This is a genomic window from Limnoraphis robusta CS-951 (assembly GCF_000972705.2).
In genome coordinates this window covers 1-25,762 of sequence record NZ_LATL02000016.1, presented here as the reverse complement: position 1 = coordinate 25,762, position 25,762 = coordinate 1, and the positions used below count along the sequence as shown (strand labels likewise).

The 25,762-nt window shown below is 41.6% G+C and carries 22 protein-coding genes; 14 read left to right on the top strand and 8 right to left on the bottom strand.

What is annotated here, in order from left to right; genetic code table 11:
• The first annotated feature begins 259 nt into the window (after window positions 1-259).
• The 8 genes from WN50_RS01510 (at window position 260) to WN50_RS35670 (ending at window position 6,535) form a co-directional block, all read left to right on the top strand.
• Window positions 260-580 (top strand): YkvA family protein, encoded by a 321-nt coding sequence (locus WN50_RS01510; RefSeq protein ID WP_046281733.1) that lies wholly within the window; start codon window positions 260-262, stop codon window positions 578-580.
• A 470-nt stretch (window positions 581-1,050) separates the two neighbouring features.
• Window positions 1,051-1,542 (top strand): universal stress protein, encoded by a 492-nt coding sequence (locus WN50_RS01505; RefSeq protein WP_046281734.1) that lies wholly within the window; start codon window positions 1,051-1,053, stop codon window positions 1,540-1,542.
• A 530-nt stretch (window positions 1,543-2,072) separates the two neighbouring features.
• Window positions 2,073-3,119: a UDP-3-O-(3-hydroxymyristoyl)glucosamine N-acyltransferase gene (gene lpxD / locus WN50_RS01500; RefSeq protein ID WP_046281188.1), complete on the top strand. Its 1,047-nt coding sequence runs from the start codon at window positions 2,073-2,075 to the stop codon at window positions 3,117-3,119.
• 694 nt (window positions 3,120-3,813) lie between these two features.
• Entirely contained in the window at window positions 3,814-4,218 is a 405-nt protein-coding gene (locus tag WN50_RS01495; protein WP_046281187.1) for an AbrB family transcriptional regulator, read from the top strand.
• A gap of 29 nt (window positions 4,219-4,247) precedes the next feature.
• Window positions 4,248-5,075, top strand: a complete 828-nt coding sequence (locus tag WN50_RS01490; RefSeq protein WP_046281186.1) for a CPBP family intramembrane glutamic endopeptidase — start codon at window positions 4,248-4,250, stop codon at window positions 5,073-5,075.
• Window positions 5,076-5,093: 18 nt separating this feature from the next.
• Window positions 5,094-5,897 (top strand): radical SAM protein, encoded by an 804-nt coding sequence (locus tag WN50_RS01485; protein WP_046281185.1) that lies wholly within the window; start codon window positions 5,094-5,096, stop codon window positions 5,895-5,897.
• Window positions 5,898-6,128: 231 nt separating this feature from the next.
• A complete protein-coding gene (locus WN50_RS37290; protein WP_082172232.1) occupies window positions 6,129-6,278 on the top strand; it encodes an RRXRR domain-containing protein in 150 nt (49 codons plus the stop codon).
• On the top strand, window positions 6,266-6,535 hold the full coding sequence (locus tag WN50_RS35670; protein ID WP_046281184.1) for a hypothetical protein: 270 nt from the start codon (window positions 6,266-6,268) through the stop codon (window positions 6,533-6,535). The genes WN50_RS37290 and WN50_RS35670 overlap by 13 nt, the downstream gene beginning before the upstream one ends.
• Before the next feature lie 50 nt (window positions 6,536-6,585).
• Here the strand turns inward: WN50_RS35670 and WN50_RS01475 are convergent, their stop codons facing one another.
• The gene (locus WN50_RS01475; RefSeq protein WP_049557568.1) at window positions 6,586-10,965 is read right to left on the bottom strand and encodes a GAF domain-containing protein; all 4,380 of its coding nucleotides are present in this window, start codon (window positions 10,963-10,965) and stop codon (window positions 6,586-6,588) included.
• Window positions 10,966-11,874: 909 nt separating this feature from the next.
• Between WN50_RS01475 and WN50_RS01470 the strand changes: the two genes are divergently transcribed.
• Window positions 11,875-13,917 carry an AAA-like domain-containing protein gene (locus tag WN50_RS01470; protein ID WP_049557565.1) on the top strand — a complete coding sequence of 681 codons (2,043 nt, stop codon included), beginning with the start codon at window positions 11,875-11,877 and terminating at the stop codon, window positions 13,915-13,917.
• Between the two features lie 37 nt (window positions 13,918-13,954).
• Complete coding sequence (locus tag WN50_RS01465) at window positions 13,955-15,133, top strand: AAA-like domain-containing protein (RefSeq protein WP_053221413.1); 1,179 nt, start codon at window positions 13,955-13,957, stop codon at window positions 15,131-15,133.
• Here WN50_RS01465 and WN50_RS01460 read toward each other — a convergent pair.
• Genes WN50_RS01460 through hpsE form a run of 3 tightly spaced genes read right to left on the bottom strand, consistent with a single transcriptional unit; the run spans window position 15,079 to window position 17,991 of the window.
• Entirely contained in the window at window positions 15,079-16,002 is a 924-nt protein-coding gene (locus WN50_RS01460) for a polysaccharide pyruvyl transferase family protein (RefSeq protein ID WP_046281182.1), read from the bottom strand. The two genes, WN50_RS01465 and WN50_RS01460, sit on opposite strands and share 55 nt — an antisense overlap.
• Entirely contained in the window at window positions 15,999-17,030 is a 1,032-nt protein-coding gene (locus WN50_RS01455; RefSeq protein ID WP_046281181.1) for a hypothetical protein, read from the bottom strand. Before WN50_RS01455 ends, WN50_RS01460 begins: the two co-directional genes overlap by 4 nt.
• Window positions 17,031-17,034: 4 nt before the next feature.
• On the bottom strand, window positions 17,035-17,991 hold the full coding sequence (gene hpsE / locus WN50_RS01450) for a hormogonium polysaccharide biosynthesis glycosyltransferase HpsE (protein ID WP_046281180.1): 957 nt from the start codon (window positions 17,989-17,991) through the stop codon (window positions 17,035-17,037).
• A 315-nt stretch (window positions 17,992-18,306) separates the two neighbouring features.
• On the opposite strand from hpsE, the gene WN50_RS01445 reads away from it, so the two are divergent.
• Window positions 18,307-19,524, top strand: a complete 1,218-nt coding sequence (locus WN50_RS01445) for a DUF790 family protein (RefSeq protein WP_046279102.1) — start codon at window positions 18,307-18,309, stop codon at window positions 19,522-19,524.
• A gap of 82 nt (window positions 19,525-19,606) precedes the next feature.
• Here the strand turns inward: WN50_RS01445 and yidD are convergent, their stop codons facing one another.
• From yidD to WN50_RS01425, 4 genes are all read right to left on the bottom strand, one after another.
• Window positions 19,607-19,831, bottom strand: a complete 225-nt coding sequence (gene yidD, locus WN50_RS01440; RefSeq protein WP_046279101.1) for a membrane protein insertion efficiency factor YidD — start codon at window positions 19,829-19,831, stop codon at window positions 19,607-19,609.
• A 13-nt stretch (window positions 19,832-19,844) separates the two neighbouring features.
• Window positions 19,845-21,056: a M20 metallopeptidase family protein gene (locus tag WN50_RS01435; protein ID WP_046279100.1), complete on the bottom strand. Its 1,212-nt coding sequence runs from the start codon at window positions 21,054-21,056 to the stop codon at window positions 19,845-19,847.
• Between the two features lie 133 nt (window positions 21,057-21,189).
• Complete coding sequence (locus WN50_RS01430) at window positions 21,190-21,468, bottom strand: DUF5132 domain-containing protein (RefSeq protein WP_049557561.1); 279 nt, start codon at window positions 21,466-21,468, stop codon at window positions 21,190-21,192.
• Between the two features lie 45 nt (window positions 21,469-21,513).
• Window positions 21,514-22,500 (bottom strand): HMA2 domain-containing protein, encoded by a 987-nt coding sequence (locus WN50_RS01425; protein ID WP_046279098.1) that lies wholly within the window; start codon window positions 22,498-22,500, stop codon window positions 21,514-21,516.
• Window positions 22,501-23,035: 535 nt separating this feature from the next.
• Here WN50_RS01425 and WN50_RS01420 point away from each other — a divergent pair.
• The 3 genes from WN50_RS01420 to WN50_RS35085 all read left to right on the top strand — a co-directional run bounded on the left by WN50_RS01420 (window position 23,036) and on the right by WN50_RS35085 (window position 25,607).
• The gene (locus WN50_RS01420) at window positions 23,036-23,407 is read left to right on the top strand and encodes a hypothetical protein (protein ID WP_046279097.1); all 372 of its coding nucleotides are present in this window, start codon (window positions 23,036-23,038) and stop codon (window positions 23,405-23,407) included.
• 178 nt (window positions 23,408-23,585) lie between these two features.
• Window positions 23,586-24,479: an acyl carrier protein gene (locus WN50_RS01415; protein ID WP_049557558.1), complete on the top strand. Its 894-nt coding sequence runs from the start codon at window positions 23,586-23,588 to the stop codon at window positions 24,477-24,479.
• Between the two features lie 351 nt (window positions 24,480-24,830).
• Window positions 24,831-25,607 (top strand): phosphopantetheine-binding protein, encoded by a 777-nt coding sequence (locus WN50_RS35085; RefSeq protein ID WP_049557555.1) that lies wholly within the window; start codon window positions 24,831-24,833, stop codon window positions 25,605-25,607.
• Window positions 25,608-25,762 lie beyond the last annotated feature (155 nt).

The window sequence follows — 25,762 nt, the reverse complement described above, 5'->3', positions numbered from 1 at the left end:
ACTGATAACTGGTAACTGGTCACTGTTCCCTGTTCCCTGTTCCCTGTTCCCTGTTGACTGGTTACTGTTCACTGGTCACTGATAACTGGTAACTGGTCACTGTTCCCTGTTCCCTGTTCCCTGTTCCCTGTTGACTGGTTACTGGTCACTGGTCACTGATAACTGGTAACTGGTTACTGTTCACTGGTCACTGATAACTGGTCACTGTTTAAGGTTCGGCACAATAAAATATTGTCGGCAATTGTTCTTTTCTGATTCTATGCGTATTTCTATTCAAGCTTTGTATAACCTCTATCGAGGTATCATCCGTAATCCTAAATCTCGGGGATGGGTGATTTTAGGAACCTTGGTCTACTTACTCAGTCCCCTTGATATCTCACCGGACATCATCCCGATTGTCGGACAAATTGATGATGTCGTTCTCTTGACGATTTTGTTTTCTGAAGTGTATCAGATGTTCGTTGATTATACTCGATCTTTAACAGGTCAAGTCTCTGAAGAAGACTCTAACGCAAAAGTCAGTCAAGGTTCAACGGCGAGTCAAACCGTTGTCGATGTCGAAGCTGAGACGATTGATTGATCTTTGAAGATACAGGCAGGTTGACGGAATTCCTCAGCAGCAATTATTGATTGATTTGGCAATTCAACCCACTTCTACACTGTAACCTGTAGCCTGTAACCTGTAACCCGTTTTTTCAGGGCGTTTTTTTCTTTTACGCCTGAAAAGTTTTAAGAAAACTTACACAAATAGAAAGGGTTAATCGGTTTATAGTATGATTAAATTAAAAGCGGACAGTGAAAATTTATAGAGCGTCGGTCTGGTCACAAAAGTTGCTCTTTTGTTCCAGACAATCTCCCGAAGAAACGGATACACTTTTTGTGCATCTGCTAGGGGGACTGTCTCCCTCATTTGACGATCGCTAGGCCGAGGTTCTAGTCGAAGAAATCATCGATTTTTGCAGGAAAGTCAGGAAAAACTAACAATCGCTCGACTTGAGTTGGAGGTTGGATTTCCTCAATTCCATCGTCAAACTTATGGGGGAGAGCAAGATGTTTGAAAAAATTTTAGTGGCTATCGATCTGTCTCCAGTCAGTGAGATCGTGTTTGAGAAAGCGTTATCAATGGCAAAACTCTGTCAAGCCAAGCTGATGATACTGCACGTTCTCTCGTCGGATGAACAAGGAAGTGCAATTGTCGAAGGAATAACAGGTTTAAGCTACTACGAAATGGTAGAATTAGAAACTCTCAAAAGCTATCAAAAACGATGGCAAGAATATGTACAAAAGGGGTTGGAGACGCTGAAAATCTATAGCCAACAAGGGATTGACTCGGGAGTGATCGCCGAGTATTCTCAACTCTCCGGTAAACCAGGGCGGCAAATTTGCCAAGCCGCTAGGGAATGGAATGCCGATTTAATCATTATGGGACGTCGAGGATATTCAGGCTTAAGTGAATTGATTTTGGGGAGTGTCAGCAATTATGCACTCCATCATGCTGATTGTTCTGTTTTAATCGTACAATTGCCCCAAAAGACGCCATGAATCAAATGGCAGTCAGGAACTTTTGTTGAGCTTAAACAGACAACTGCTGTTTAGGCTAGCCGATTAAACGGCTTTGTGCGGTTGTCAGGCTAAACCTACAAAGGTAGGTTTTATTTTTAGGAATGGTGTGTGGAGTTTAATAGAATCAAGTCTTCCTTGACATCCTCCCCTCGCTTTTAGCGAGGGATTCCTAGACTTCACAATCTAGGTTTCTGCTTCACCCACATCTGCGTACACTACCAACCTGGGTTGATTATGTCCCCGTCTTACGTCATGTCCACAGACTTTCGACCCATTGCAGAGTCCCGATTCCGCCAGCCCGGCGGTACGGTGTCTTGTCAGACTTTGTACTTGTTGCTTAGAGTTTTTACCCAATCAAGCTTTCCTGATTGGAACCCCCTAACTCGAGTTTTCAAGGTGCTAAACCGATTACTTGATTTTTGTATTTCGGTATTTTTCAATTATACAACTATGGGAGGCACGGCTTTCCTCCCGTCGCTTTTAGCGAGGGTCGACCGCCGAGAGAAAAGATGAAATTTAGTGAATTGCTTAAAAAACTCAGTTCTTCTATCACTCAGCATAGTCTGATAACGGCCTCGTCGAGCGATCAAGATCTTTTCGGCGTAGATGCGATTGATCGCGCCTTACCGGGAATGCTGAGTTATATTGAAGGGCCGAAATTTGCCGCCCACCTCCAGAAAACTGCTGCCAGTGCCTTAATTTTACCTGTGGATGAAACGCTACAAACTCAAGCGACCCAATTGGGGATTGCTTGGTTATCAACGCCTCAACCGCGTTTAGTCTTCGCTGAAGCCATTCGCTTATTTTATCAACCGTTTCGACCTGCACCGAGTATTCATCCGACTGCGATTATTGACCCAGATACAACCATTGGGACTGAAGTTTATATCGGCCCTTATGTGGTGATTCAAGCAGGTGTAAGCATTGGTGATGGCGTCTGTATTCATCCCCATGTGACGATTTATCCTCAAGTCACAATTGGCGATCGCAGTATTCTTCATGCCAATTGTACCATTCACGAACGCAGCCAAATTGGGGCTGACTGTGTGATTCAGAGCGGGGCGGTAATTGGCGGCGAAGGGTTTGGCTTCGTTCCCACCCCTGAAGGCTGGTTCAAGATGGAACAGTCCGGGGTGACGGTGTTAGAAGATGGGGTGGAAGTGGGTTCTAATAGTGCCATCGATCGTCCCGCAGTCGGAGAAACGCGCATCGGAAAAAATACAAAACTCGATAATTTTGTGCATATTGGTCACGGTTGTCAGGTGGGAAAAAATTGTGCGTTTGCGGCGCAAGTGGGCTTGGCTGGGGGGGTAATTGTGGGAAATCAAGTGATTTTAGCAGGTCAGGTGGGAGTCGCCAACCAAGCGCAAATTGGAGACGGTGCGATCGCCACAGCCCAAGCCGGAATTCATAACAGTGTAAAAGCCGGAGAGATTGTTTCGGATTCACCCGCTATTCCCAATAAACTCTATCTGAAAGTTTCTGCGATTCGCAAGCGTCTACCCGAAATTTACCAATCTCTTAAAGAACTGCAACGTCAGTTTAATGATTCTTGATGATTTGTCGTAGGAAGTGATACAGCTTTGTGAATGAGTTGTCAATCATAATCCTTAACGCTTCGGGAAACAGGGAAACTTAGAAAGGTGTAAACGACTGTAAACCGCCCCTGGGGTTTCTTCTGTCAAGGGTTTGAGCGATCCAGAACAGAGTGAGGACGTTTGATCATTGGAAATTTTTAAGAATTCCGTCTATTTTCTGAGGGGATTGGCAATTGCTGGTCTACCCTTGCTGTTGTTGTCAAGACAAACTGACCCAATATTGGCAAGTCACACCAGACCAGACCGTTTCATCTGGCTGAAGCTGTTGCCCGGAAATTAACGCTCTCCTGACCTCGTATTGAGACCCTATAGCCGATTTGTCGGTTTTAAAATAGAGGCAGCTCTTGGCGTTCCGGGCTGGACAAATTGAGTCAAGATGCCTATAACCTATTACTGAAATTGTCGGATATCAGCCCAGACAGCCTATCCCTTGGGCAGAATTTCAGCCGAGATTTTTCCCTTAAATCCCCAGGAGGATAGCAATTTTTCTTCTGTTGAGCAATGACTTTACGGAATAATCACAATCTTCACAAGATTAACCAAAAAAATTTTGTCAAATTGATAAATTTAAGTATATATTATTTTTAGCAGCCCGAAACATACATAGGACTGACTGAATGTTTTTAATGCCAAATGGAGATTTTGTCAAACGATGTCTAAAGCAGCAACAGCACCCCTGACCGGAAAGGCTTTACTTCAAAAAGTCAAAGAACTTTCTCACCTTCCGCGCCGAGAAACAGCAAGACTCTGTGGATATTACAGTGTTACAAAAGATAACCAAGTCCGTGTGAATCTGACGGATTTTTATGATGCCGTTCTCAAAGCACGGGGAATTCCTCTGAGTCCAGATGGTACGGGCGATGGTCGTGGACGCGCCCCAACCTATATGGTCAGCGTTCACAAAAATGGTCAAATCGTCATCGGTTCAACTTATACCAAAGAAATGGGATTAAGGCCGGGTGATGAATTTGATATTAAGTTAGGATACAAACATATTCATCTGATTCAAGTTGATGACGGTGATGAGAAAAATGGCAGTGAAGCTGAAGAAGAGTAAAACACTCGTTTATTGATCGCAACGGGAACATGAATCTCACGGAACTGCTGAATGCAGGTGCGATCATCAAAGTGACTCTATTTTTCTGGGTTTGGGGACTGTTGTGGTTGCCAATTGCTATCGGTACCGCGATCGCACTGAATTGGCATCCGCCTCAACCCTTGAACGAAAAACAAAAGTCGATTTTGCTGGCTTCACTTTATTTGATGGTTCCCTTGATTATCTGGAACATCTCTAAGGTTGAACATCAGTCATTTTTAGATTATGGCTGGGTGTGGCAAGCCCAAACGGGGATTTCTTTAATGATCGGTTGGAGTTTAGCAATTCTCAGCTTAATCGTGTTATTTGGAGTCGAGTGGGTTTTTGGCTGGATGAACTGGCACCCCCATCTTAAACCCACCCCAGCAATCATCGGTACAGCGCTGTCAATTCTATTACTCGCATTTTGGATTAGTACAACAGAGGAATTTGTCTTTCGAGGTTTTGTACAGTATCAACTTCAACAAGACTACGCCATCATTAGTGCGGCAGCAATTACCAGTCTGATTTTTGCCTTGACTCACTTAATTTGGCAAGTTCGAGACGTAATTCCACAACTCCCTGGACTCGGGTTAATGGGAATGGTATTAACCCTCGCTTGTGTCTGCGATCAGGGTCAACTGGGTTTAGCTATCGGTTTACACGCAGGTTTGATTTGGGGAATGACGAGTTTACAAACCCTGGGAAGATTAACCTATAGTCGTCGGGTTCCGCAGTGGGTGACAGGTATCGCCGATCAACCGTTAGCGGGAGCGATGGGAATCGTCATGTTGTTGATGGTGGCAGCTCTATTGTGGGGGGTCTACAATCTAGGCTAGGACGCGAGAATTAAAATTATGGCAAATCTAGCAGCAGACTCCTTTTCTGCGGTTTACGGCCCGGTTTCCTCTTGGCGATATGGGCGATCGCTGGGTATTGATCCGATTGGTGGGGTGTCAACTTGTTCGTTTAATTGTGTTTATTGTCAACTCGGAGAAATTGAACAGATCACTTGCGATCGCCGAGAATATATTCCCACCTCACAAATTTTAGAGGAGTTAAAACAGTTTACTCCTTGGGATGTGGATATTATTACTCTCAGTGGGAGTGGTGAACCGACGTTAGCGGTGAATTTAGGGGAAATTTTAAGGGAAATTAAAGCATTAACCCATCGTCCGACTTTAGTATTAACCAATGGGACGCTGTTAAATGATCCTACAGTGCGTTCAGAATTAGCATTAGCCGATCGAGTCTCGGTTAAACTGGATGCAGTTTCGGCGGCTGGCTTAAGACGAGTCAACCGAGCGGATCATCGGGTAAATTTTACGGATTTAGGGGCGGGAATTGAACAGTTTTCGGCGGAGTATCCGGGAGAATTAGGGATTCAAACGATGATCTTATCGGCTTGGGATGAACCCACTGTGGCTGAATATATTCGCCGAATTCAAGCGATCGCCCCAAGGGAAATTCAACTGAATACTCCAACTCGTCCTAAACCTGTTAAACGTCAACTCGATGGACGAGAAAATCATAGCATCACAGAGGATCGTCTTTACGAAGTTCGTCAGTTAAAATGTGTGAGTCCGGCTGTTTTAGAAGCTTTAGCGGAAAATATTCACGCTCAAACCGGGATAAAAGTAAGAACCGTCCATCAAAGTTAGTCAGCTTCTCCCGTTAAATCGAAGATTATAACGGGAGCTTGCGGAGAAACACTGGACTCCAAGCAGTAAGCAAGCTGAATAGCCCACTGAGTTCTTTGACGTTACACACTTCCTTGTGCCACAGAGCGCAAGGACTCCCTGTTTGACCCAACCAGTTGTTGGGAATCGCGGCAAAGAATGGGCGAGGTGTAGTTGGGAATCCAACAAGTACAGTTAACTGGATTATCTCCAATGTTTAACAAGCGTCTACCCGTTCTCAATCCCGATGGCTCACCAGCGATGCCTACCAAAGCATCTAGGGCAAGGCGTTGGGTTAGAGATGGCAAGGCAAAAGTAGTACAGAACGTCTTCCTTCAAGACCCCGTAAAATGCACGACTTAACTGTTCAAAAAGGTGGAGTCCGTGATACTTATGGTGGGTTTGATGGAACGCATTCTTTCAAAAACGGGGACTACGTTGAATACAAAACTAAGCGTTCTACCCTCAAGGGTTATATCAGTGCTAACGATTTGTATCAGTTTTTTCCGAAGAAAAAAAGACTAAAGCAAGGAGTAAACGACAAAAATACTTGTTTACTTCGCTATTCAAGTCACCTAGTTGTAAACCTACATAAAGGACTGGCATTCCTCTCTCGTTAAATCGAAGATTATAACGGGAGTCTCCTGCCAGAGAAAAGATGAAAAATCGCTCAATTTTGAACAAGTTCCATAATTCGATCAAAGCGGAAATTATCAACTAATTCTCGGAGTTCATTGGCGAGTTGTATATTTTCTGGCGGAATTTGATCGATTAATTCATTCGTTAGCACATCGCTACATTGAGCGGCCCCATGATAGAGTTGTTGAATCCAGTCTTGAGACATGACATTTAAAGCATTGGAATCTAAGACAAATTCTGACTCAGCATGATTAGATTGAGTGGAATGTTTCTGATCTGTAGAATTTGCATAAACATATTGTACACCCAAATGCCGACTGATTAAAGTGAGTAGTTCTTCTTCTTGAAAAGGCTTGCGAATAAAATCATCACATCCGGCGGATAAAATCATTTGTCGGTCTTGTTCAAAGGCGCTGGCGGTTAATGCTATGATGATCGTAGGATTGCCATTCGGTGTAGATTTGATATGTTGAGTGGCTTCATAACCATTCATGATCGGCATTCGGATATCCATGAAGATTAAATCCGGTTGCCAACTTGACCAAATCTTAATTGCTTCTTGTCCATTATGGGCTTCTTTGACTGCAAATCCTATCGAGTGCAGCAATTTGTGTAACAGTAAACGATTGGTGAGTTTATCCTCAACGACTAAAATTCGATAACTTTTTTGCTGAGGTGCTAAACCGATAACTTTTTGAGTCGGATGAACGGGTTCAACGGATGATTTTTCGGTGAGTTTAACCGGAATCTTAAACGTAAAAATCCTCCCGACTCCCGGTTGAGAACGAACGGTAATTTCTCCGCCCATCAGTTGGACAAACCGTTGACTGATCGGTAAACCTAAGCCCGTTCCTTCACCAGATTTTAAGCCAGCTTCTGTTTGACTAAAGGCTTTAAATAACCGATCAAATTCAGAAGCTGCAATCCCTAAACCTGTATCTTCGACTTCAAACATCAGGGTGTTGGGTTGGGGAAACTCCAGAGAACTCACGCGCAAGATGACAGTGCCTTTTTCTGTGAATTTAATTGCATTATTTAATAAATTAATCAGAACCTGACGCAGCTTATTCTCGTCTGTTATGACATATTGAGGCACATTAACATCACAATCCAATCGCAATTCTAGGCGTTTAGAGCGGGCTTTGAGTCGCAGCATTTCTTCAAGACTATTGATTAAATAGTGTAAATCAAAGCTTTTTTCGTTGAGTGTGACCTGTCCGGCTTCTATTTTCGACATTTCCAAAATATCGTTAATCAAATTCAGCAGATGTTCGCCGGAATGACTAATAATATCGAGATATTGCTGATACTCTCCAGATAAAGCCGGATCATGGTGCATCAGTTGAGTAAAACCGAGAATTGCATTCAGAGGGGTACGAAGTTCGTGACTCATATTGGCTAAAAATTCGCTTTTGGCTCGGTTAGCAGCATCAGCGATTTCTTTAGCGTATTTAAGTTCTTGGGCTTGCTGTTGAGTGGTGCTTAAAAGTTCAGCTTGTTGAACCGCGACGCCTAACTGAATGCCAATTTGTACCATCATGCGAATTTCAGATTCTTCCCAATGACGGGGGCTATCATTTTGATAGGTGGCTAAGAGTCCCCAGAGTTGAGTTCCGCAAAAAATGGGAACGGTAATATAGGCTCGGGCGTGAAATTTCTCTAATAATTCAATGTAACAACTCGAAAAATCAGTTTTGTAAATATCATTAACACAGAGATAAGTGACGCCCTGTTGATATAAACCCCCTTGGGTTTCTTGGAGATAGGTGTCTTGAATACTGACTAACTGTTGAACGGTGCATTGGGTTTGATTAACTAGATTTTCGATGCTAGCCGCAGAAGCCGTTGAGCCGAGTAAAGGCTGCCATTGGGGAGTCACAGACTCAGCAACAAATTCCCCACTCCAGTCGGGTAAAAATTGATAAATAACGACTCGATGACTGTTGAGGGCTTGTAGGAGTTCAGCCGTGGTGCTACTAAAAATTTTCTGTAAATCTAGGGACTGACGCATTCGTTGCAAGACTTGGGAAAAAGCCCGCTCTCGTTCAGCCATATTTCGCAGGGCTTGTTCAGAACGCTTGCGTTCAGTAATATCGAGAATTGTACCCACCGCCTGGATAATTTGGTTTTGAGCGTTAAAAATGCCCTGTCCTCGCGCTTCAATATGACGGATCAAACCATCAGGTCGAATAATGCGACAATCAAATTCAGTGGCTTTTCCGAACTTCAAGAGTTGCTTAAGCTGACTTCGCCAGAGGGGTCGATCTTGAGGATGAATTTGCTTAATCAGTTGAGTATAACGGGGTTCTCTTTGAGTCGGATCAAGACCAAAGATGCGGAATAATTCTTCTGACCAAATAATCTGGTGAGTCTGAAGGTCTAACTGCCAGTTTCCCACATGAGCCACTTGTTGAGCGGTGGCGAGGCTGGCTTGGCTGGCGCGAAGTTTTTCTTCGGCTTGCTTGATTTCGGTAATATCATTTGCGGTTCCGAGAATTTGTTTGAGTTGTCCAGACTCGCTGTAACTAAAAACGGTATCTCGACTAACGAACCACAGGTAATGTCCGTCTCGGTGTTGGATGCGATATTCTATTTCAAAGACATCGCCTTGACAACCAATCAGCATTTGAGAGTAGTAATCGGATAATCTTGCCAAGTCCTCGGGGTGCATCAAGATTTGAAATAGGGTTTGATCCATTGCTTGAATTTGAGCGGCGGTGTAGCCCAAAAGATCGACAACGGTACGGTTGGTGTAGAGGTTGCGTTGTTGAGAGAGATCGTAGAGATACAAAATTCCGGGGCTAGCATCGGCGATTTGCTGCACCCAGCGCTGACTTGATTGTAAGGCGGCTTCGGCTTGTTTGCGATCGCGGGCTTCGAGAGCTAGAGAGGTCATCTGTGCCAGGTAGCTGGTAAAGTTTTGTTCTTCTATGGCCCAATCTCGGATTAGACTGTCTTCTAAGCTGATCACACCGAGAATTTGCCCTTTGCAGCGAATGGGAACAGTCAGTAAGGCGATCATGGCGTTTTTTTGCAGGTAGACAGTCAGTTGTTGGGTACATTCGTCGGTGTGGGCGTTGGAAGCGCTGATCACTCGTTGAGCGTTAATGGCTTCAAAGTAGGCCGAACATTGCGATCGCTGGAGGGTGATTTCTGTTTTTGGGGAAGAATCGCTTGAGTTGGGGTACAAATAGGCACAATAGAGTTCTGATTGATCTGTGTTATAGAACCAGATGCCGGAACGGGCTACATTTAGGGTACGGGCGGCAATTTGAGTAATTTCGCTCATGGCGATCGCCAGATTTCCCTCAAAAATGCTTTGACTTTGGGCGAGTTCGAGGAGTCCGGTTTGTTGTTTTCTCAGGCGAATTCCACTGGTGAGGATGCTAAATTCGGCGGCGACTCGTTCTTGGATTTCTTGTTCGAGTTCGGCGGTCCGCGATCGCAGTCCGACGGTGGCTTGGTGAACTCGCATCTCTAACTGATTATAGGCTTGATTGCGGGCAATTTCTGCTTGCTGACGTTGAATTTCGGCGACGACTCGGGCTGCAAACAGGCTTAAAATCGCGGTTAGGGTGTTTTCGTCTGTGAGGGGCTTGTCGCTGAGAATGCACAGAGTACCAATGGCTTGTTGTTCTCCATCTAATAGCGGAACACCCAGATAGGAGACGACGCCCAGGGTTTTGAGGATTGAGGCTTGGGGAAATTGCTCTGGCAGGTGATCGTTTAAAAATTGGATTTTGGCGGTTTTGAGGACAAGTTCACAGGGCATCCCAAGCATCTGATATTGGAGTTGGGGTTGGAGTTGTCCGTTGGAGTAAAAAGCGATAATATTCAGTTGGTTTGGGTTTTGAGGGTTGACTTGGGTAATCAGAACGTTGGGAACTTCTAGGATGGTGGCGAGTTGCTTGACTAAAGTCGAAAAGAATTGGGTTCCGGTGACTGCGGCGGTATCGGCGACGAGTTTTTTCAGGACTTCTTCGGTTTTAATGGGTTGCTGAATATTGGCTTCTTGGGTTTTGTCAATGGCTGTAAACTGAGCTTGGGTGGGTAATGTTAGGACTGTTGGCCGTTTGAGGAACAAGATCCAGGCGGTGTAAACAAACACCAGAATGAAAATCGCTCTGCTGAGTTCAGTAAGCCAGGGGTTAGGATAGCAGAATGTCCAAAGGTCAAGAATTTTTGTGGTTCCACAAGTAAACAGAAAGACACTGATCCAGATGTAGAAGCGTTGATGGGGAAAATCCTGTCGCTGTTGAAGCCGATAGAGCAACAGGGCGATCAAATAATAGATCAGAGCAATTAAGGTATCGCCGCCTGCGTGTAATAAAAGGAAGGAAAATTGCTTCTTGGTGCAGAGATCGAGCGGAAGACTTAGAGCTAACTGGTTTTGTACAATGATTTTCCACATGGAAGTTTGTTCAACTGATGATCAAGTGGAGAATACAATTAATTGGCAGGGGTTACACCCTTTTGCCTGGGGAAAAGGCTGACAACTGCACCTATAGCAGAAATCAGGAGACAGGAGACAGGAGACAGAATTGAAACCTTTATCAGAAAAGGATTTGACAGAAAAACAGTGTCCTAATCAACTCTTTCTCTGCTATAAATTTGGGAGTCATTAAGCCTATCAATGACGGGTTCTGCTTTTTTTCAGCAGTTCTATTTGTTCTTATTGTCTTTATAAATTGTAGCTTTATCTCCCAGCTATCCGACTTCTCAGGTACAACTAGAGTAAACTTGGGTCTGAGTTAACTGCTGGGTTTACGGCTAGGGGGGTTAATCATTCACCGGATTTTTGTGTATTCTGTTAGAATTGGGAATCTAATCACTAAAACCGCCGGGAGTTGAGTATTAAACTGGAATAGAATGACCGAATTTCCTTCTGTTTAAAAACACTGGTATTGAATTTTTCTCTCTCTGTTCTTCTGATTCTCTTTAGAAACTGGCTCAAACTTTTAAAGTCTTCCAACAGGGCAGAGGCTATCACATATTACGGAAACTGTCAAGCTTATTTTGTAGTCATTATCAAACAGAAAAATCTGAAATTTATTTGTAAAGAGCTACAAACTTTCCCAACAATCTATGAGAAGATTGTGCCTGTTAAGTGTTCTAAACTCAATCAGAGGAGTCAATCAAGCATTGCTCAAAAGATTACATAAAGGCGATTCTCCAGGGGAGACACAATCGACCTCGCATCACTAGGATATCAAGTTAGATCAATAACCGCTATCCACTTTCAGATAACATTAAATATCGAGTATCATCGTCGAATACTCAGAACCTAAACCATCGTAAAATTTCTTCGTGTGCCTTCTCAATGACAATTGACGAAGTGATACAGGTGCTTAATGCTACCCTGTCGGAATCTTTAACCTCTCTCCAAGAACTCATACTCCGTCAAGCATGGGAGGGAAAAACCTATACAGTAATTGCCAAGGATGCCTTTTACGGAGCCGAACGAATTCGGAAAGTTGCAGCCCGATTATGGTTATTACTGAGTGAAACTTGGGGAGAACCCATCAACAAAACCAGTTTTCGTCAAATATTGGAGTCTCGTTCCTTGACCCTCGCTCAACAGCAGTTGCTCCAGAACCCATCGGACTTTTCGGTAACAAACATTGTAGAATTTCCCAATCGTCCTTTACTGCACAATTCTAGCTTTTATATTCCTCGACCTCCGATTGAGGAACTTGCTTATGGGGAAATGACTCAACCGGGTAGTTTAATCCGCATCAGAGCACCCCATAAAATGGGAAAAAGCTCTCTGATTTTTTATCTACTGGCTCAAGCGGAAGTGGAAAATTACCAGAGTGTGATTATCGACTTTCAACAAGCGGATCGGGTGATTTTTAGCGATCTCAATAAATTCTTGCGTTGGTTGAGTATGAATGTCACGCGAGAATTAAACTTAGAGTCAAGGATCGATGAATATTGGGATGAAGAAATGGGGAGCAAAGTGAGCTGCACAAGCTATTTTCAAGGCTATATTTTGACTCAAATTCAGTCTCCAATTGTTCTGGCTTTTACCGAAGTGGATCGGCTGTTTGAATTCCCCGAAATAGCCGGAGAATTTTTTCCGTTGTTGCGATTTTGGCATGAACAAGCTCGCAAGGTCAATATTTGGCAAAAACTGCGGTTGATTGTTACCTATTCTACAGAAATTTCCCTGCCGCTCAAACTGCATCAATCGCCGTTTAATGTGGGTTTACCTTTAACATTACCCCCCTTTACCCCTCAGCAAGTTCAACAACTGGCTGAACAATATGAATTGACTTGGATGGGGAATACTCAAATTGAACAACTGATGAATATGGTCGGAGGACATCCTTATTTAATTCAGCTTGCATTTTATCATTTGACCTTTCCTGAACATCCTCTCAATCAAAGATCAACTTGGCAATCGGCTGACCCCATGTCCGAGAATGAAACCTCTGATCATCCTCAAAATCGCTTGCAAAAATTGTTAGAACAAGCCTCAACAGAAGCCGGAATTTATAATGATTATCTGCGTCGTTTGCTGGCGATAATTCAAGCCGAACCTCAATTAAAAGCTGCACTTCAAAAGATAGTGGCAAGCGAGATCGGCGTAACGATTGAGTCTATTTTAGCCCATCAATTAGAGAGTTTAGGATTGGTGAATTTAGAAGGCGATCGCGTTCAGATTTGCTGTGCATTGTACCGTCTGTATTTGACCAAACAACTTTTACCCACCTACGGGGAAACTCCCCTCTCGAATTTTATCCCACCTGCTGATATAAGTAAGATTGAAGAATCTTCGGATTCTGAACAGTTAAAAAAAGAGAATCTAGAGTTACAACAGTTATGTAATTTAGATGAGTTGACACAATTGGCAAATCAACGTTACTTCAATAGCTATCTTCAAATGGAATGGCAACGTGCCTCTCGAGAGCAAACAAACCTATCCTTTATCTTGTGTGATATTGACTATTTCAAAATCTATAATACAATTTACGGCTACTCAGCCGGGGATGATTGTTTGCGGCAAATTGCTAGAGCAATTCGAGAATCTGTTAACCGTCCAGATGATGTTGTTGCTCGTTATGGTGGAGAGGAATTTTCTATTTTGCTACCTCGAACTGATTTGTCTGGGGCGGTTTGTGTGGCTGAAAGAATCCGTGAAAAGGTAAAATCTTTAGCGATTGAAATTAAGAGTCAGAAGTTTGGTGGTTTTCCAGAAGAGTTTGTCACGGTGAGTTTGGGTGTGTCTAATACGATTCCCAATGCAGAAGAAAATTATAGAGCCATTGTACAGGCAACTGAACGAGCATTGTATCAATCCAAGAGAAAGGGGCGCAATCGAGTCACTGTTAGTCAGTTTCAAGCGAGTACAGTCAGTTAGACTGTTTAATATTAACGAAAAAACCGGGTGGGTGCTAATGTTTTTCTCTAAGTATCAAGTCGGTGGAAGTCTTAAAAGTGACGATCCCAGCTATGTTATCCGTGCCGCAGACAGACAACTTTATACCGCTCTCAAGTGCGGAAAATTTTGTTCTGTTTTTGAAGCTCGTCAGATGGGAAAGTCATCTTTATTAGTGAGAATGAAGCGAAATCTAGAAGCAGAAGGGTTTTGTTGTATCTCTCTAGATATGAGCAGTATTTCTGGTGAACAAAAACAGGATGAAAGCTGGTATAAATGCTTGTTATTTCAAATTTTAATCGAGTTAGACTTAATTCAAACAATTCAGTTTCATACTTGGTGGGAAAAATATATAGCGCTCACTCCGATTCAGCGATTTCATCAGTTTATCAGAGAAATTATTACGATTTATTTGCCTCACAAAAAACTATTGTTTTTAATCGATGAAGTTGATAGTCTTCTGCGTTTACCGTTTTCTTTAGATAATTTTTTTAGCTTGATTCGATTCTACTACGATCAACGAACGATTGCTCCTGAATACAACCGTCTTATTTTTGCTGTATTTGGCGTAGCAACACCCTCAGATTTAGTCACAGATATCGTTGAGAGTCCTTTTTCGATTGGTACATCTATCGAACTTCAAGGGTTTAAAAGCACAGAAATTCAACCGCTCATCAAAGGATTAGAAGGAAAAGTGTCTCAGCCTGAAACGGTACTCAAAGAAATTCTCTTTTGGACAGGCGGACAACCTTTTTTAACCCAAAAAATTTGTCAGATAGTTTGGAAAATAAGTCAACAAAACTCTAATAAAATACTTACTATTCCCCAGGGGAAAGAAAGATTATGGATTGAAAATATTGTGCAGTCTTATCTTATAAGATCCTGGGAAATACAAGATGAACCTGAACATTTACGAACGATAAAAAATCGACTGATTTACAATCAAAAGCAAACTCAAACTCTCCTCAAAATTTATCAGAAAATCCTACAGGGTTTAAACATTGAAGTTGATGATAGTCGGGAACAGACTGAACTTTTATTAAGTGGGTTAGTGGCTAAACAGGAAGGATTACTAAAAGTTAAAAATAACATTTATCGCCATGTATTTAACCTAAAATGGGTTGAAGAACAACTGACTCATTCTCAAGACTTAGAACTCCAATCTGTTCTCAATAAATCAAGCTTTTCTTCCAGTTGAACCGTTAAGCGTTCAAGTTTTGCATCTGAACTGAGTTGTTGTCGTCCCGTTTCAGCAATTTTTAGCAGTTGTATTCCATAAAGTTGTTCTTGTTCTTGCCAAATTTGACTCATGTTTGGAAATTGCAGGAAACTATTTTTCCAATGAATTAAAGCTGGAAATGTTGAACGTATTCCCCGAGCATACTTAGGATAAGATTTCACCAAGGGAGAAAGAGAATAAGGAGAGTATTTTACACCCATTGAAGAACACCAATCTTGCCATTTAAAGGCTAGAATTCTCGGACTGGTAATCATCGGAATCCAAGGCACCCTAAAAGTATCAGCAATAATTGCACCGTGCATCGCTTCAGCCAGTAAAACCTCTGTTTGGCTAATACTAGAGAAAACCTGATCAACAGAGGCGCGAGGATCAATATAATGAAAGCCAATTTGTTCACAAATCCGTTGCCAGATTTCCCCCGCAAAAGTGGCATGATGAATGTGCGGCATATAGGAATAACGATAACTTTTTTGTAAGGAAGGTTGATATAAACGTCTTGTTAAAATGGCACCATCTGTAATTGCTAAATCGGTTGATAAGCCTAATTTTTTTGCAGATAATTTACCTCTAACACAGTAAACTTGCCAATTTTTATCTAACGTTTTTAAAGGCTGTTCATAACCCACACCTGTACTAAAAATAATTAACTGTTTGGCTTGGGGTATTCGTTGAGGTAATATTTGATTTAGTAAGGTTCCAATACCGATAAACGTCGTTGTTTCGTCTTCATCAAAGAATCCGGGTAGGAGTTGGGGCCATAACCAGTTATTCAGTTGATCTCCAAAATTACTAGCTCTATCTTTTCGCTGATAATAAAATAGTTTCATCGTTTAAAATTTAATGCTAAGGATGCAATTTTAGACTGTCCTCGATGAATAAACCAAGATAAATAACGAGTTTCGAGAATCATATTTTGAACTCGACGAGGTTTTGAACACCAGTCCTCAAAAGCAGGAATGGCAATTTCTGTGAGAAAGTAACGCCACTTTTTAGTAATTTGTTCAGGATGAATTTTTGGTGCTTGTAATTGACCATTGTTAACTATGTTTTGACGAAAGTTACTATCATATTTTAACTTTTTTAAAGCGGAAATCAACTCATTCATCGAAGTCACTTCTAAATAATTTAAGTTCGGTTTTCCCTCAGTTTGATAGGCTGACTCATACCCTAAAATAGCAGGAACACCCGCTAACCAAGCATTAAAAAGTTTGGTTGCAGGTTTATTGGTATATTGATTTCCTTTTCCAAAACTACGAATAGCAACCACAGCGTCAACTTGACTGTAATCATTCCAACGATTATCAATTTTTTCATAATCTGCCCAGTGATTTTGATTAATAATTGGACACCAATTTAAGCCGAGTTTCTCAAGTTTATTTTGCCATTCAATACTAGAAAGTTCAGGTGTTAGATTTTTGATATGTCCAAAAAAAACAATATTTTTAAATGTTTTCCCTCGTTTAAAATCCCGAGTAATTAATCCCGGTTGTGTCCAATGAGGGATATAATATCTGGAGTTTATTGTTGATACTTCTTGAGGATTTTGTACCACATGAAGTTGAGCGTAGGGATAGAAATCTACATCGGATTTCATACAGATGAGGAGTAAATTTTGCCCCGGCTTAAGCTGTTTGTGAACGTAAAGACACTTCCGATGAACGATCACAATTCCAGACTGAGGTAATTCATCAACTAATTGACAGGGAAAACCATCCGCTTTTAAACGGAGATAAGTTTGCAACGTCCAAGCATAAATTCCTAGACAAAATCCAGGCCAATTTTCATTTATATTTTGAGGAAACTGTTTAGGGAATAAATCACGAGGGATGTAAAAGTAGATGATCGGTTTTAGCATAAATTTATGATGCTTTTCTCACTAAAAAATAATAAAAAGGACTCATTAAGCTACTCCAAAAAAATTCTAATTCACAACGAGCTACTAAATCTGTATTGAGAACTTTGTGATGAGTCCAGTAATGAACGATAAATTTACGAAGATCGTTCAAAAGATAAATAACCGTAAAAAAAGGCTTTTTCCAAGCTGGAAGTTGCAGCATTCGAGTGTAATAGCGACTCAAACCAATTCCCCGTAAAAGTTTGACGAGATAAGATTTTTGTAAACGATTATTAGGAATATAATGATCTACTTTCATCTGGGGATTGTGCCAAATTTCCCAACTTTTTTTTCTAAAATAAGACAAAATTTCAATATCTTCGCCTTTATTTTGTAAAGACTGTGCTGATACTCCGGTGAAAAAAGGTTTTTCGGGTACGCAGTCTAACCAAACTTGTTTACGAATCACTAAACCCGCACCGGGCGGAAATAACCAACGTTCTAATAAGTCATAACGAAAGGCTTCTTCTCCCCGATTAATAATCGCTAAAAAGCAAGCAATTCGATGAAAGTTTTGCGGGGGGTTCGCCTCATATAACGCTTGGATTTGACTGCCATAGGCTCCCGCTTTAGGATGCAATTGAGCAAACGAAGAAGCCGAGTCAACCCAATCATTACGAGGTAAGTTATCATCATCTAGAAAGCCAATTAAAGGGCTTTGTGCTTCCTTAATCGCTAGACGTCGAGCAAATGTAATCCCTTGTTGCCGTTCAAAGCAGTATCGAATTTTAGGAGAATTTTGGGAAGATTCTGATTGATACTTGCGAACCACTTTTTCAGTATGATCTGTGCTATTATTATCAATAACTAGAATTTCCCAAACGAGAGGTTGGGTTGTTTCTTGAGCAAGCAGACGATCTAGAACTTGAGGTAAACGATGTTCTCCGTTATAAGTGCAGATTACTACTGTGAAGTCAAGCATAAGATTCTAAAATCACATCAATAATTTTGCTTGGTGTTGATTGTTTCATACCATAAATTATTACTTAATGCAATATCAAGATGTCAAGGTATTATTTTTTGAGCATTATCTTCTGTAAAACTTATAGGGTATAGGTTAAGCAGGTATTAAGAAGTAAAAGAGAAAGCGTCACTTTTACCAAAGATTTACATTTATTTTATATACAGGGGGTTTATTTAAAACGATTGGGGTTCGTTTAACCGTTCATCTAAAATTTATGTCTAGCAAGCCAGACACTTGCGCTAGCGAAATTAATTTACAATAGTTTTCAAGCCAATGTTACCCAGTGATTTATTAAGTTATCGCCAACTAGGAGAAACCCTAATTCCCCTGCATCTCAAAATAGACTCCCAAAATTTAGATGTTGCAAATCAGGTAATTTCCTGTTTTCAAGACTCCGTAAATTCCACACAGGGAGAACTCAACCAACGTCTCAGTGAATTTGAAGGAGATAGCCCAAATTATCGCATAAAACGAGGACTTGCTCATTTACTGAAAAGTGGTTTTTGTACGTTTGAAATTATCAGTCCACTCGAACCTGTTGAGTTGCGAGAACAGGTTTTTACCTTAGCCGCTAAAACCATCCCTAGTCCTGAAAATACAGAAAAAACCCTAGAAAAACTGGCTTTAACTTTATCTCAAACACTCAAACGAGAAGTGGTTTTAGATGAAATTAGAGCGGGTTTATATGCCGATTTACAAGAAAATAAAATTCTAACTCAGTTTGATACTCCGACTCCAGAAGCCTTGTTACATCGCTATAATTTATCTCAAGTTCAGGGAATTTTTTATCGAGCGAGTGACATTCAAATTAACGCTTATCGAAATGATCCCGGCGAATATAAACTCTTATTTCGCTATCTAAAATTATTTCAAGTTATGACTTATATTGAAGGAGATGCAGAACATGGTTTTACGCTCACTTTAGACGGGCCAACCAGTTTATTTAAACCCAGTACCCGTTATGGTTTAGCCTTAGCTAAAATGATTCCTGCTTTACTTCATGTGACTCGATGGAGTCTCAAAGCGACTTTACAACAGCGTGATCCTTATAGTCGAGTCTTGCGTACAGGTTATTTTAGCCTGAATTCTGATTGTGATTTAGTCAGTCATTATCCACCTGGAAAGCCCTATGATAGTCTGTTAGAAGAGTCTTTTGCAACTCGTTGGAAATCACTCAAAACCGACTGGAAACTTGAACGAGAAGTTGATCTAATTCCCCTTCCTGGAAGTGTAATGATTCCTGATTTTCGTTTAGTTCATCCCGATGGACGGGTCTTTTTATTAGAAATTGTCGGGTATTGGCGTCCTGAATATTTACAAAAGAAATTTTATCAAGTTCGTCATTCTGACTGTGATAATTTAGTCTTAGCGATTTCCGAACGTTTAAACCTAGAAAAAGCGGGAGTTAAACTGAATAATATTCCCGCTCGGATTGTTTGGTTTAAAGATAAGTTATCTCCTAAAAGCGTTTTAGAAGTGATTGAAAGTTAAGGAAAAATGGATAAATTGACCACGAAGAAACAAAGACACAAAGAGTTGCTTGTGGTATTTTCTGTGTCTAGGAGTTTGTGTTTTACTTCTTATTTTTTGGCGGAACGGGGTCATACCCGCCGGGGTGAAACGGATGACAACGCAAAATTCGTCGAATGGCTAACCAACCGCCTTGCATCACCCCAAATCGTTCAACAGCCTGCATCGCATAGACTGAACAAGTGGGGTGATATCGACAAGAGGGGGGTAACAAGGGTGAGATAAACATCTTGTATCCCCGAATTAATCCTATTACGATTTTTTTCATGGTTTAGTCATTTCTAATAACAAAATTTTTCGACACAACGGACAAATATTTCGACGCCCATTCCTAATGCTGTTTCATCGAAATCAAACCGAGGATGATGATGAGGGTAGGCTAAATCTTTCTCAGGGTTTGCTGAACCTAAAAAGAAATAGCAACCGGGAACTTCTTGCAGGAAAAATGCCATATCTTCCCCGCCCATTGTTTGACAGTCGGGAACAATTCCGAGTGGGGTTTCGATAACGGTTTCTGCTACACTTTTGACTAAATCTGCCATCTGACTATCATTAATTACAGGCGGATAAAAGGAGTAATAATTTAAGTGATAACTCGCCCCTTGACCCTGACAAATTCCAGCGATAATATCTTCGATGCGTTTGCCAAAAAATCCCGCATATTTGGGGTTAAAATATCGCACGGTTCCGGTCATTTTTGCCGAGTCTGCTATCACGTTATTCGCGTGTCCGGCATGAAATGAACCGACTGTTACGACTGCGGCATCTAACGGGTCAACATTGCGACCTACAATGGTTTGTAAAGCGTTGACAATTTGGGAAGCAACAACAATTGAATCCACCGTTTGATGGGGCATGGCACCATGTCCGCCCTTGCCTTGAATGGTGCATTCAAACAGTTCTACGGCTGCCATTAATGCACCACTTCTCACTCCGACTGTTCCTAATGGTAAATTATTCCATAAATGCAACCCAATAATCCCATCAACATCAGGATTTTTTAACACTCCTGCTTCAACCATCGGTTTAGCGCCGCCGGGGCCTTCTTCTGCGGGTTGAAAGATGATTTTAACAATTCCTTTGAAGTCTTGGCGATGATGGGCTAAATAATAAGCTGTTCCTAATGCAATTGCCGTGTGTCCGTCATGTCCGCAAGCGTGCATGATTCCATCATGTTGGGACTTATAAGACACTTGATTTTGTTCTTGAATAGGTAAGGCATCTATATCCGCCCGAATCGCTAAAACAGGCCCCGGTTGACCACTATTTATTGTTGCGACGATTCCGGTTTTGGCAATTTCAGTTTGATGTTCGATTCCCCAACTTTTTAATTTTTCAGAAATAAATTCTGCGGTTAACTGTTCTTTAAACCCAAGTTCAGGACGTTGATGAAGACGGCGCCGCCATTCGACTAATTGGGGTTGCAGATTGCGAATCTCTAATCGCAGTTGAGAGAGGTTAACGCTATTGCGGATGGGAACAGTTGAAACCATAGAGCTTTAGGAGTGAGAGTTATTACAGCTAATCACATGAGCTTTTATTATAACCGTTCTCACGTCTCGATGTTAATGTTGAATTTCTCCCCTCTCAGGACATAAGAGGGGGAACTCCTACCAAATACAATGATTAATTCCCAGAAACTTCAATATTGATGGTTTGTTTTCCAGGATTTTGAGCCGCAATTTCGGCTTCAGCTTCGGCGACTGTATCTTGCCAAAGTTCTCCCACTTCGGCTAAGGTTTTTTGTCCGTTCTGATAGAGTTTAACGCCGCTTTTAATACTCGCTTTTGCAACCGTTTTGGCAACTGGAAGTAAGAGGGGAACTAAGACTAACGCCCCGACTCCAAATGCTGCTGTTGTCAGTGAAGTTTGTTTGAAGGTTCTTAATAGATGAAGATGTGCCATGACTGATTTCCTCGCTTTATTCAAAGGGATTGAAAACTTTTTTGACTAACTGACGGTTTGAGGCATGGGACGACCTGCCATGAAGTTTAAAAACATCGTCAGCATAGAGGACTTAAATCCTGAAAATATACTCGTTTTTTCAGGAACTTTCGGCGTAGAATTGACGGTTTTTTCAGTAACTCTCTGTACAAGTTTCTCAACTTTGACTTCGGGTTTAGCTTCCTCAACAACTGGGGCGACTTTGACTTCAGAAATTGTTGGGACAGACGGGGTTAAAATCTCAGAAAAACTCGGTTGTGTTTCTGCGACTTTTTCAAACAAACGGTTTAACTCTGATTCTAGTATAGCATTATTTTTAAACTGATGAATGATACTCACAGAAGCGGTTGTGAGATTGATATTAATGTCTTTAATACCCGAAATTTGTTCGGCAAATCTTTCTAAGCGTTTGGCGTAGCGCGAATCTTTTTTCACTTGTGGAACTCGCAATCTGATTCGTCCGGGTGTAGAATGAATCACGGTAATTTCTATATTTTTTTCTTCTGTTGGCTGAGAATTAGAGGTGAACTGTGTAATATTTTTGAGTTGGGGTTTAACTCCATTAATCACTTTAGCCGTGACTTGACTGGTTGCATAGGAAACGGGAAGCGACACCCAACCGCTAATCCCTAAATGACGGTTTAATAGCATCGCTGCACTCATCCGAATTAACGTTTCAATGATTTCTGTTGAGGGTTGAGGTGTTGGGGTGAATATCACGGTTTCCGCAGAAGAAATGCTATTATTTTCTAACTCACAAGGAGAAGCGGTTAATTGGGCTAAAAGTTCATACAGGGACAGCTTTTGAGTGTCAAATTTCAAGACTAAATTGTTTGTCTGAGGATGCAAAATAACGCTGTAAATTCCCTCAATTTGTCGCAACTGTTGGGCGACGGTTTCTAAGTGACCCCGGACTTTAATTCGCACACGCCCTGACGTTGCATGAACCACTTCAATTGATGGATGAAAAGGTTGCAGGGTCCTATTGGTCATTTTCCACCTCCTTGGGGAATCTAAAGTAGATGCTAAACCCAACTTCCTCAAAGCTGTTTTACTAAGTTTAAGCAGAGGTTAAGTCTGGTTATAATTCTAGCTTAATGCTTTATTGTTCTGATGACAAGTCTAATCGTTTTTATTTTACAAAAATTTATTTAAAACGTCTATGTGTTGTCTCCTAAGCCTTTTGTAGCAAGGAATTTAGGAAAGTTTTAAAATATCTAAAATTTCCTATTGAGAATAATATGCAATTGTTTAAACAGGGCTTTTTTAAGCAAAATTCAAGGAATAAATCAGTCACAGCTTAAGGAAAACTTTGTTAAACTTTTAAGACCGTTGATTTTATTGAGAATAACCTCCACTAAGTTGTTGTGGGGCTATCGGAATTTGCCCTAAAGCGCTACAACATTGTTCAAAGTCTATGGTTATGTCACAAAATCTATATTTTCCTCTATAGTGCTATTTTAGATATTGTCACATAATCAAAAAATAGGCTAAGATGAATCTATCAAACGTTAGGAGTTTAACCAATATGCACGGAAGAGGAGGATGTCGTCAGGGCGCCGGACGTCGGGGGGCTTGGAGACATGGGGCGACGCAAACCATTCGGGTGCCGATGGCGCTAAAAGACCAGTTACTCGAAATTACGCGACAGTTGGATAATGGAGAGTTGGTGGGGAATTTCCCAGAAAACGACCTACAAGACGTCATCAATCGTTGGCAAGAACAATGTGATGCGGCTTCCCCGGATGCGGTAGAATGGAAAAAAGTGCATCAACTCTTGGCAGAACTTCAGCAGGTGGTGTTAACGTCAACGGTAGGATGCAGACAAGGGAAACGTCACCGAGGTCAAGGTCACTGTCACGGACACCATCACGAAGTCGTTGAAACGCCGATGATTTAATCCCAATTTGTTTATCCCCCCTGCTGCTTTAAAAAGGGGGGTTAGGAAAGGGAAGTGGTTAGTTTTTAGTGGAAAACTCCGCCATTCAGAAAGGTCTATCATCGGTTATTTTTGAGGCGATCGCTCAACAAATTCAAATTCTGTTCGCCGCCCTCCTTTTTGAGGTTCCTATCCGATTATGAATGAATTAGAAAACGAATATCAATTAAAGATACTGGATATGGCAGCTAATCTTTGTCTGGATAAAATCGCCACTCCAACGGATGAAAATCTAAGATTTATCGAATCTAACGTTGATAAAATTGTTTGGGACGTGGGTACCCAAATCTATCAACAGAGCGGTTTTAAAGCCGATTTTGCAAGGGTCAGGGATATCATTATTTCTCGCCTTGAAAAGATCAGGCATCAAATTCAGCTTAAAGGGGAACGAAAAGCGGTAGAACAGGCTAAACGTGAAGCCGAGTTGCGCGAACAAGGCGAACGAGAAGCAGCAGAAGCCCAACGTTTAGCCGAGTTGCGCGAACAAGCCGAACGAGAAGCAGCAGAAGCCAAACGTTTAGCCGAGTTTCTAGAACAAGCCGACTTTATAGAACAATTTGATGGGAATAAAAATAAAGCCGAAATTTTTCTCAAACTGCGATGGGTATTGGTCAAAGAATTAAGACTCGATGAAGAAAAGGTAAATTTAGACAGCGATATTAAACACTATTTGGGTGCAGATTGGGCGGATATGCTACTCCTTTCTGTGGCTATAGAACAGGAATTTGAAATTGAGATACCAGACGATGAAGCAGAAAAAATTGGTCTTTATGGCTACAATTCTTGCATAGTTAGAGAATTGCTCGATTATATTTATCCGAAGATTAACGACACTACAAAAACAGTGGTGCCAGAAGCCAAACGTTTAGCCAAGTTGCGCGAACAAACCGAACGAAAAGCAGCAGAAGCCAAAAGTTTAGCTAAGTTGCGCGAACAAGCCGAACAAAAAGTGGCAGAAGCCCAACGTTTAGCCGAGTTCGCGAACAAGCCGAACGAGAAGTGGCAGAACAGGCCACAGGCTCAGTCGAGTTGAAAGACGAAATTTTTCTCAAAGATATTTCAAACGATTTGGATGAAGATGGATATGCTACAACTTCCTATGGCTATAGAAAATGATGTCAACCCGTGCGATCGCTCTGATCGCAGTGGGTGGGGGTCGAGACGGGTTTATCCCCCCTTTTTAAGTAGGGTGTTTTCATTCTCAACCAGAAATTGTAGAACCTAACCCCCCAACCCCCTTCCCTACCTCACCGCAACGCCCTCTCCACCTCTCCCTAACCCTCTCCTACGAGGAAAGGGAAGGGGGTAAATCCCGTTAGTTGTTAGTCGCTCTTAAAATTAATATTCTGTTGGCTGCCCTCATTTTTGGAGTTCCTATCCGATCATGAATGAATCCGAAAAGGAATATCAATTAAAGATACTGGATATGGCGGCTAATCTTTGTTTGGATAAAATCGCCACTCCAACGGATGAAAATCTAAGATTCATGGAATCTAATGTTGATAAAATTGTTTGGGACGTGGCAACCAAAATCTATCAACAGAGCGGTTTTCAAGCCGATTTTACTAGAGTCAGGGATATCGTTATTTCTCGCCTTGAAAAGATGAGGCATAAAGTTCAGCTTGAAGCCGAACGAAAAGCGGCAGAACAGGCCAAACGTTTAGCCGAACGAAAAGCGGCAGAACAGGCCAAACGTGAAGCCGAGTTGCGTGAACAAGCCGAACGAAAAGCAGAAGAAGCCAAACGTTTAGCCGAACGAAAAGCGGCAGAACAGGCCAAACGTGAAGCCGAGTTGCGTGAACAAGCTGAACGAAAAGCGGCAGAAGAAGCTAAACGTGAAGCCGAGTTGCGCGAACAAGCGGAGTTTCTCAAACAATTTGATGGGAATAAAAATAAAGCCGAAATTTTTCTCCAACTACGAAGGGTATTGGCTGAAGAATCAGGAGTCGATGAAGAAGATGTAAATTTAGACAGCCATCTTGTAGACGATTTGGCTTTAGATGATACATGGGGATTACAGATCCTCGAGCTTTTTATGGCTATAGGAGAGGAATTTGAAATTGAGATATCAGACTATGAAGCAGAAAAAATTGGTTTGACAGTTAGAGAATTGCTCGATTATCTTTATCAGAAGATTAACGACACTACAAAAACAAAATAGAATCTGTTCTGCGTTCTGGTAATCCTCCAACTACAGCAATGGTGTCCCACAAACGAGCAACTTGTCATTTGATATATCCGGTTGATTAATTTTCTGATGGGGGTGGGGCGGGTTTAATTCAATCTCGGAGTGGTCATCAAGATCCCGGATGAACC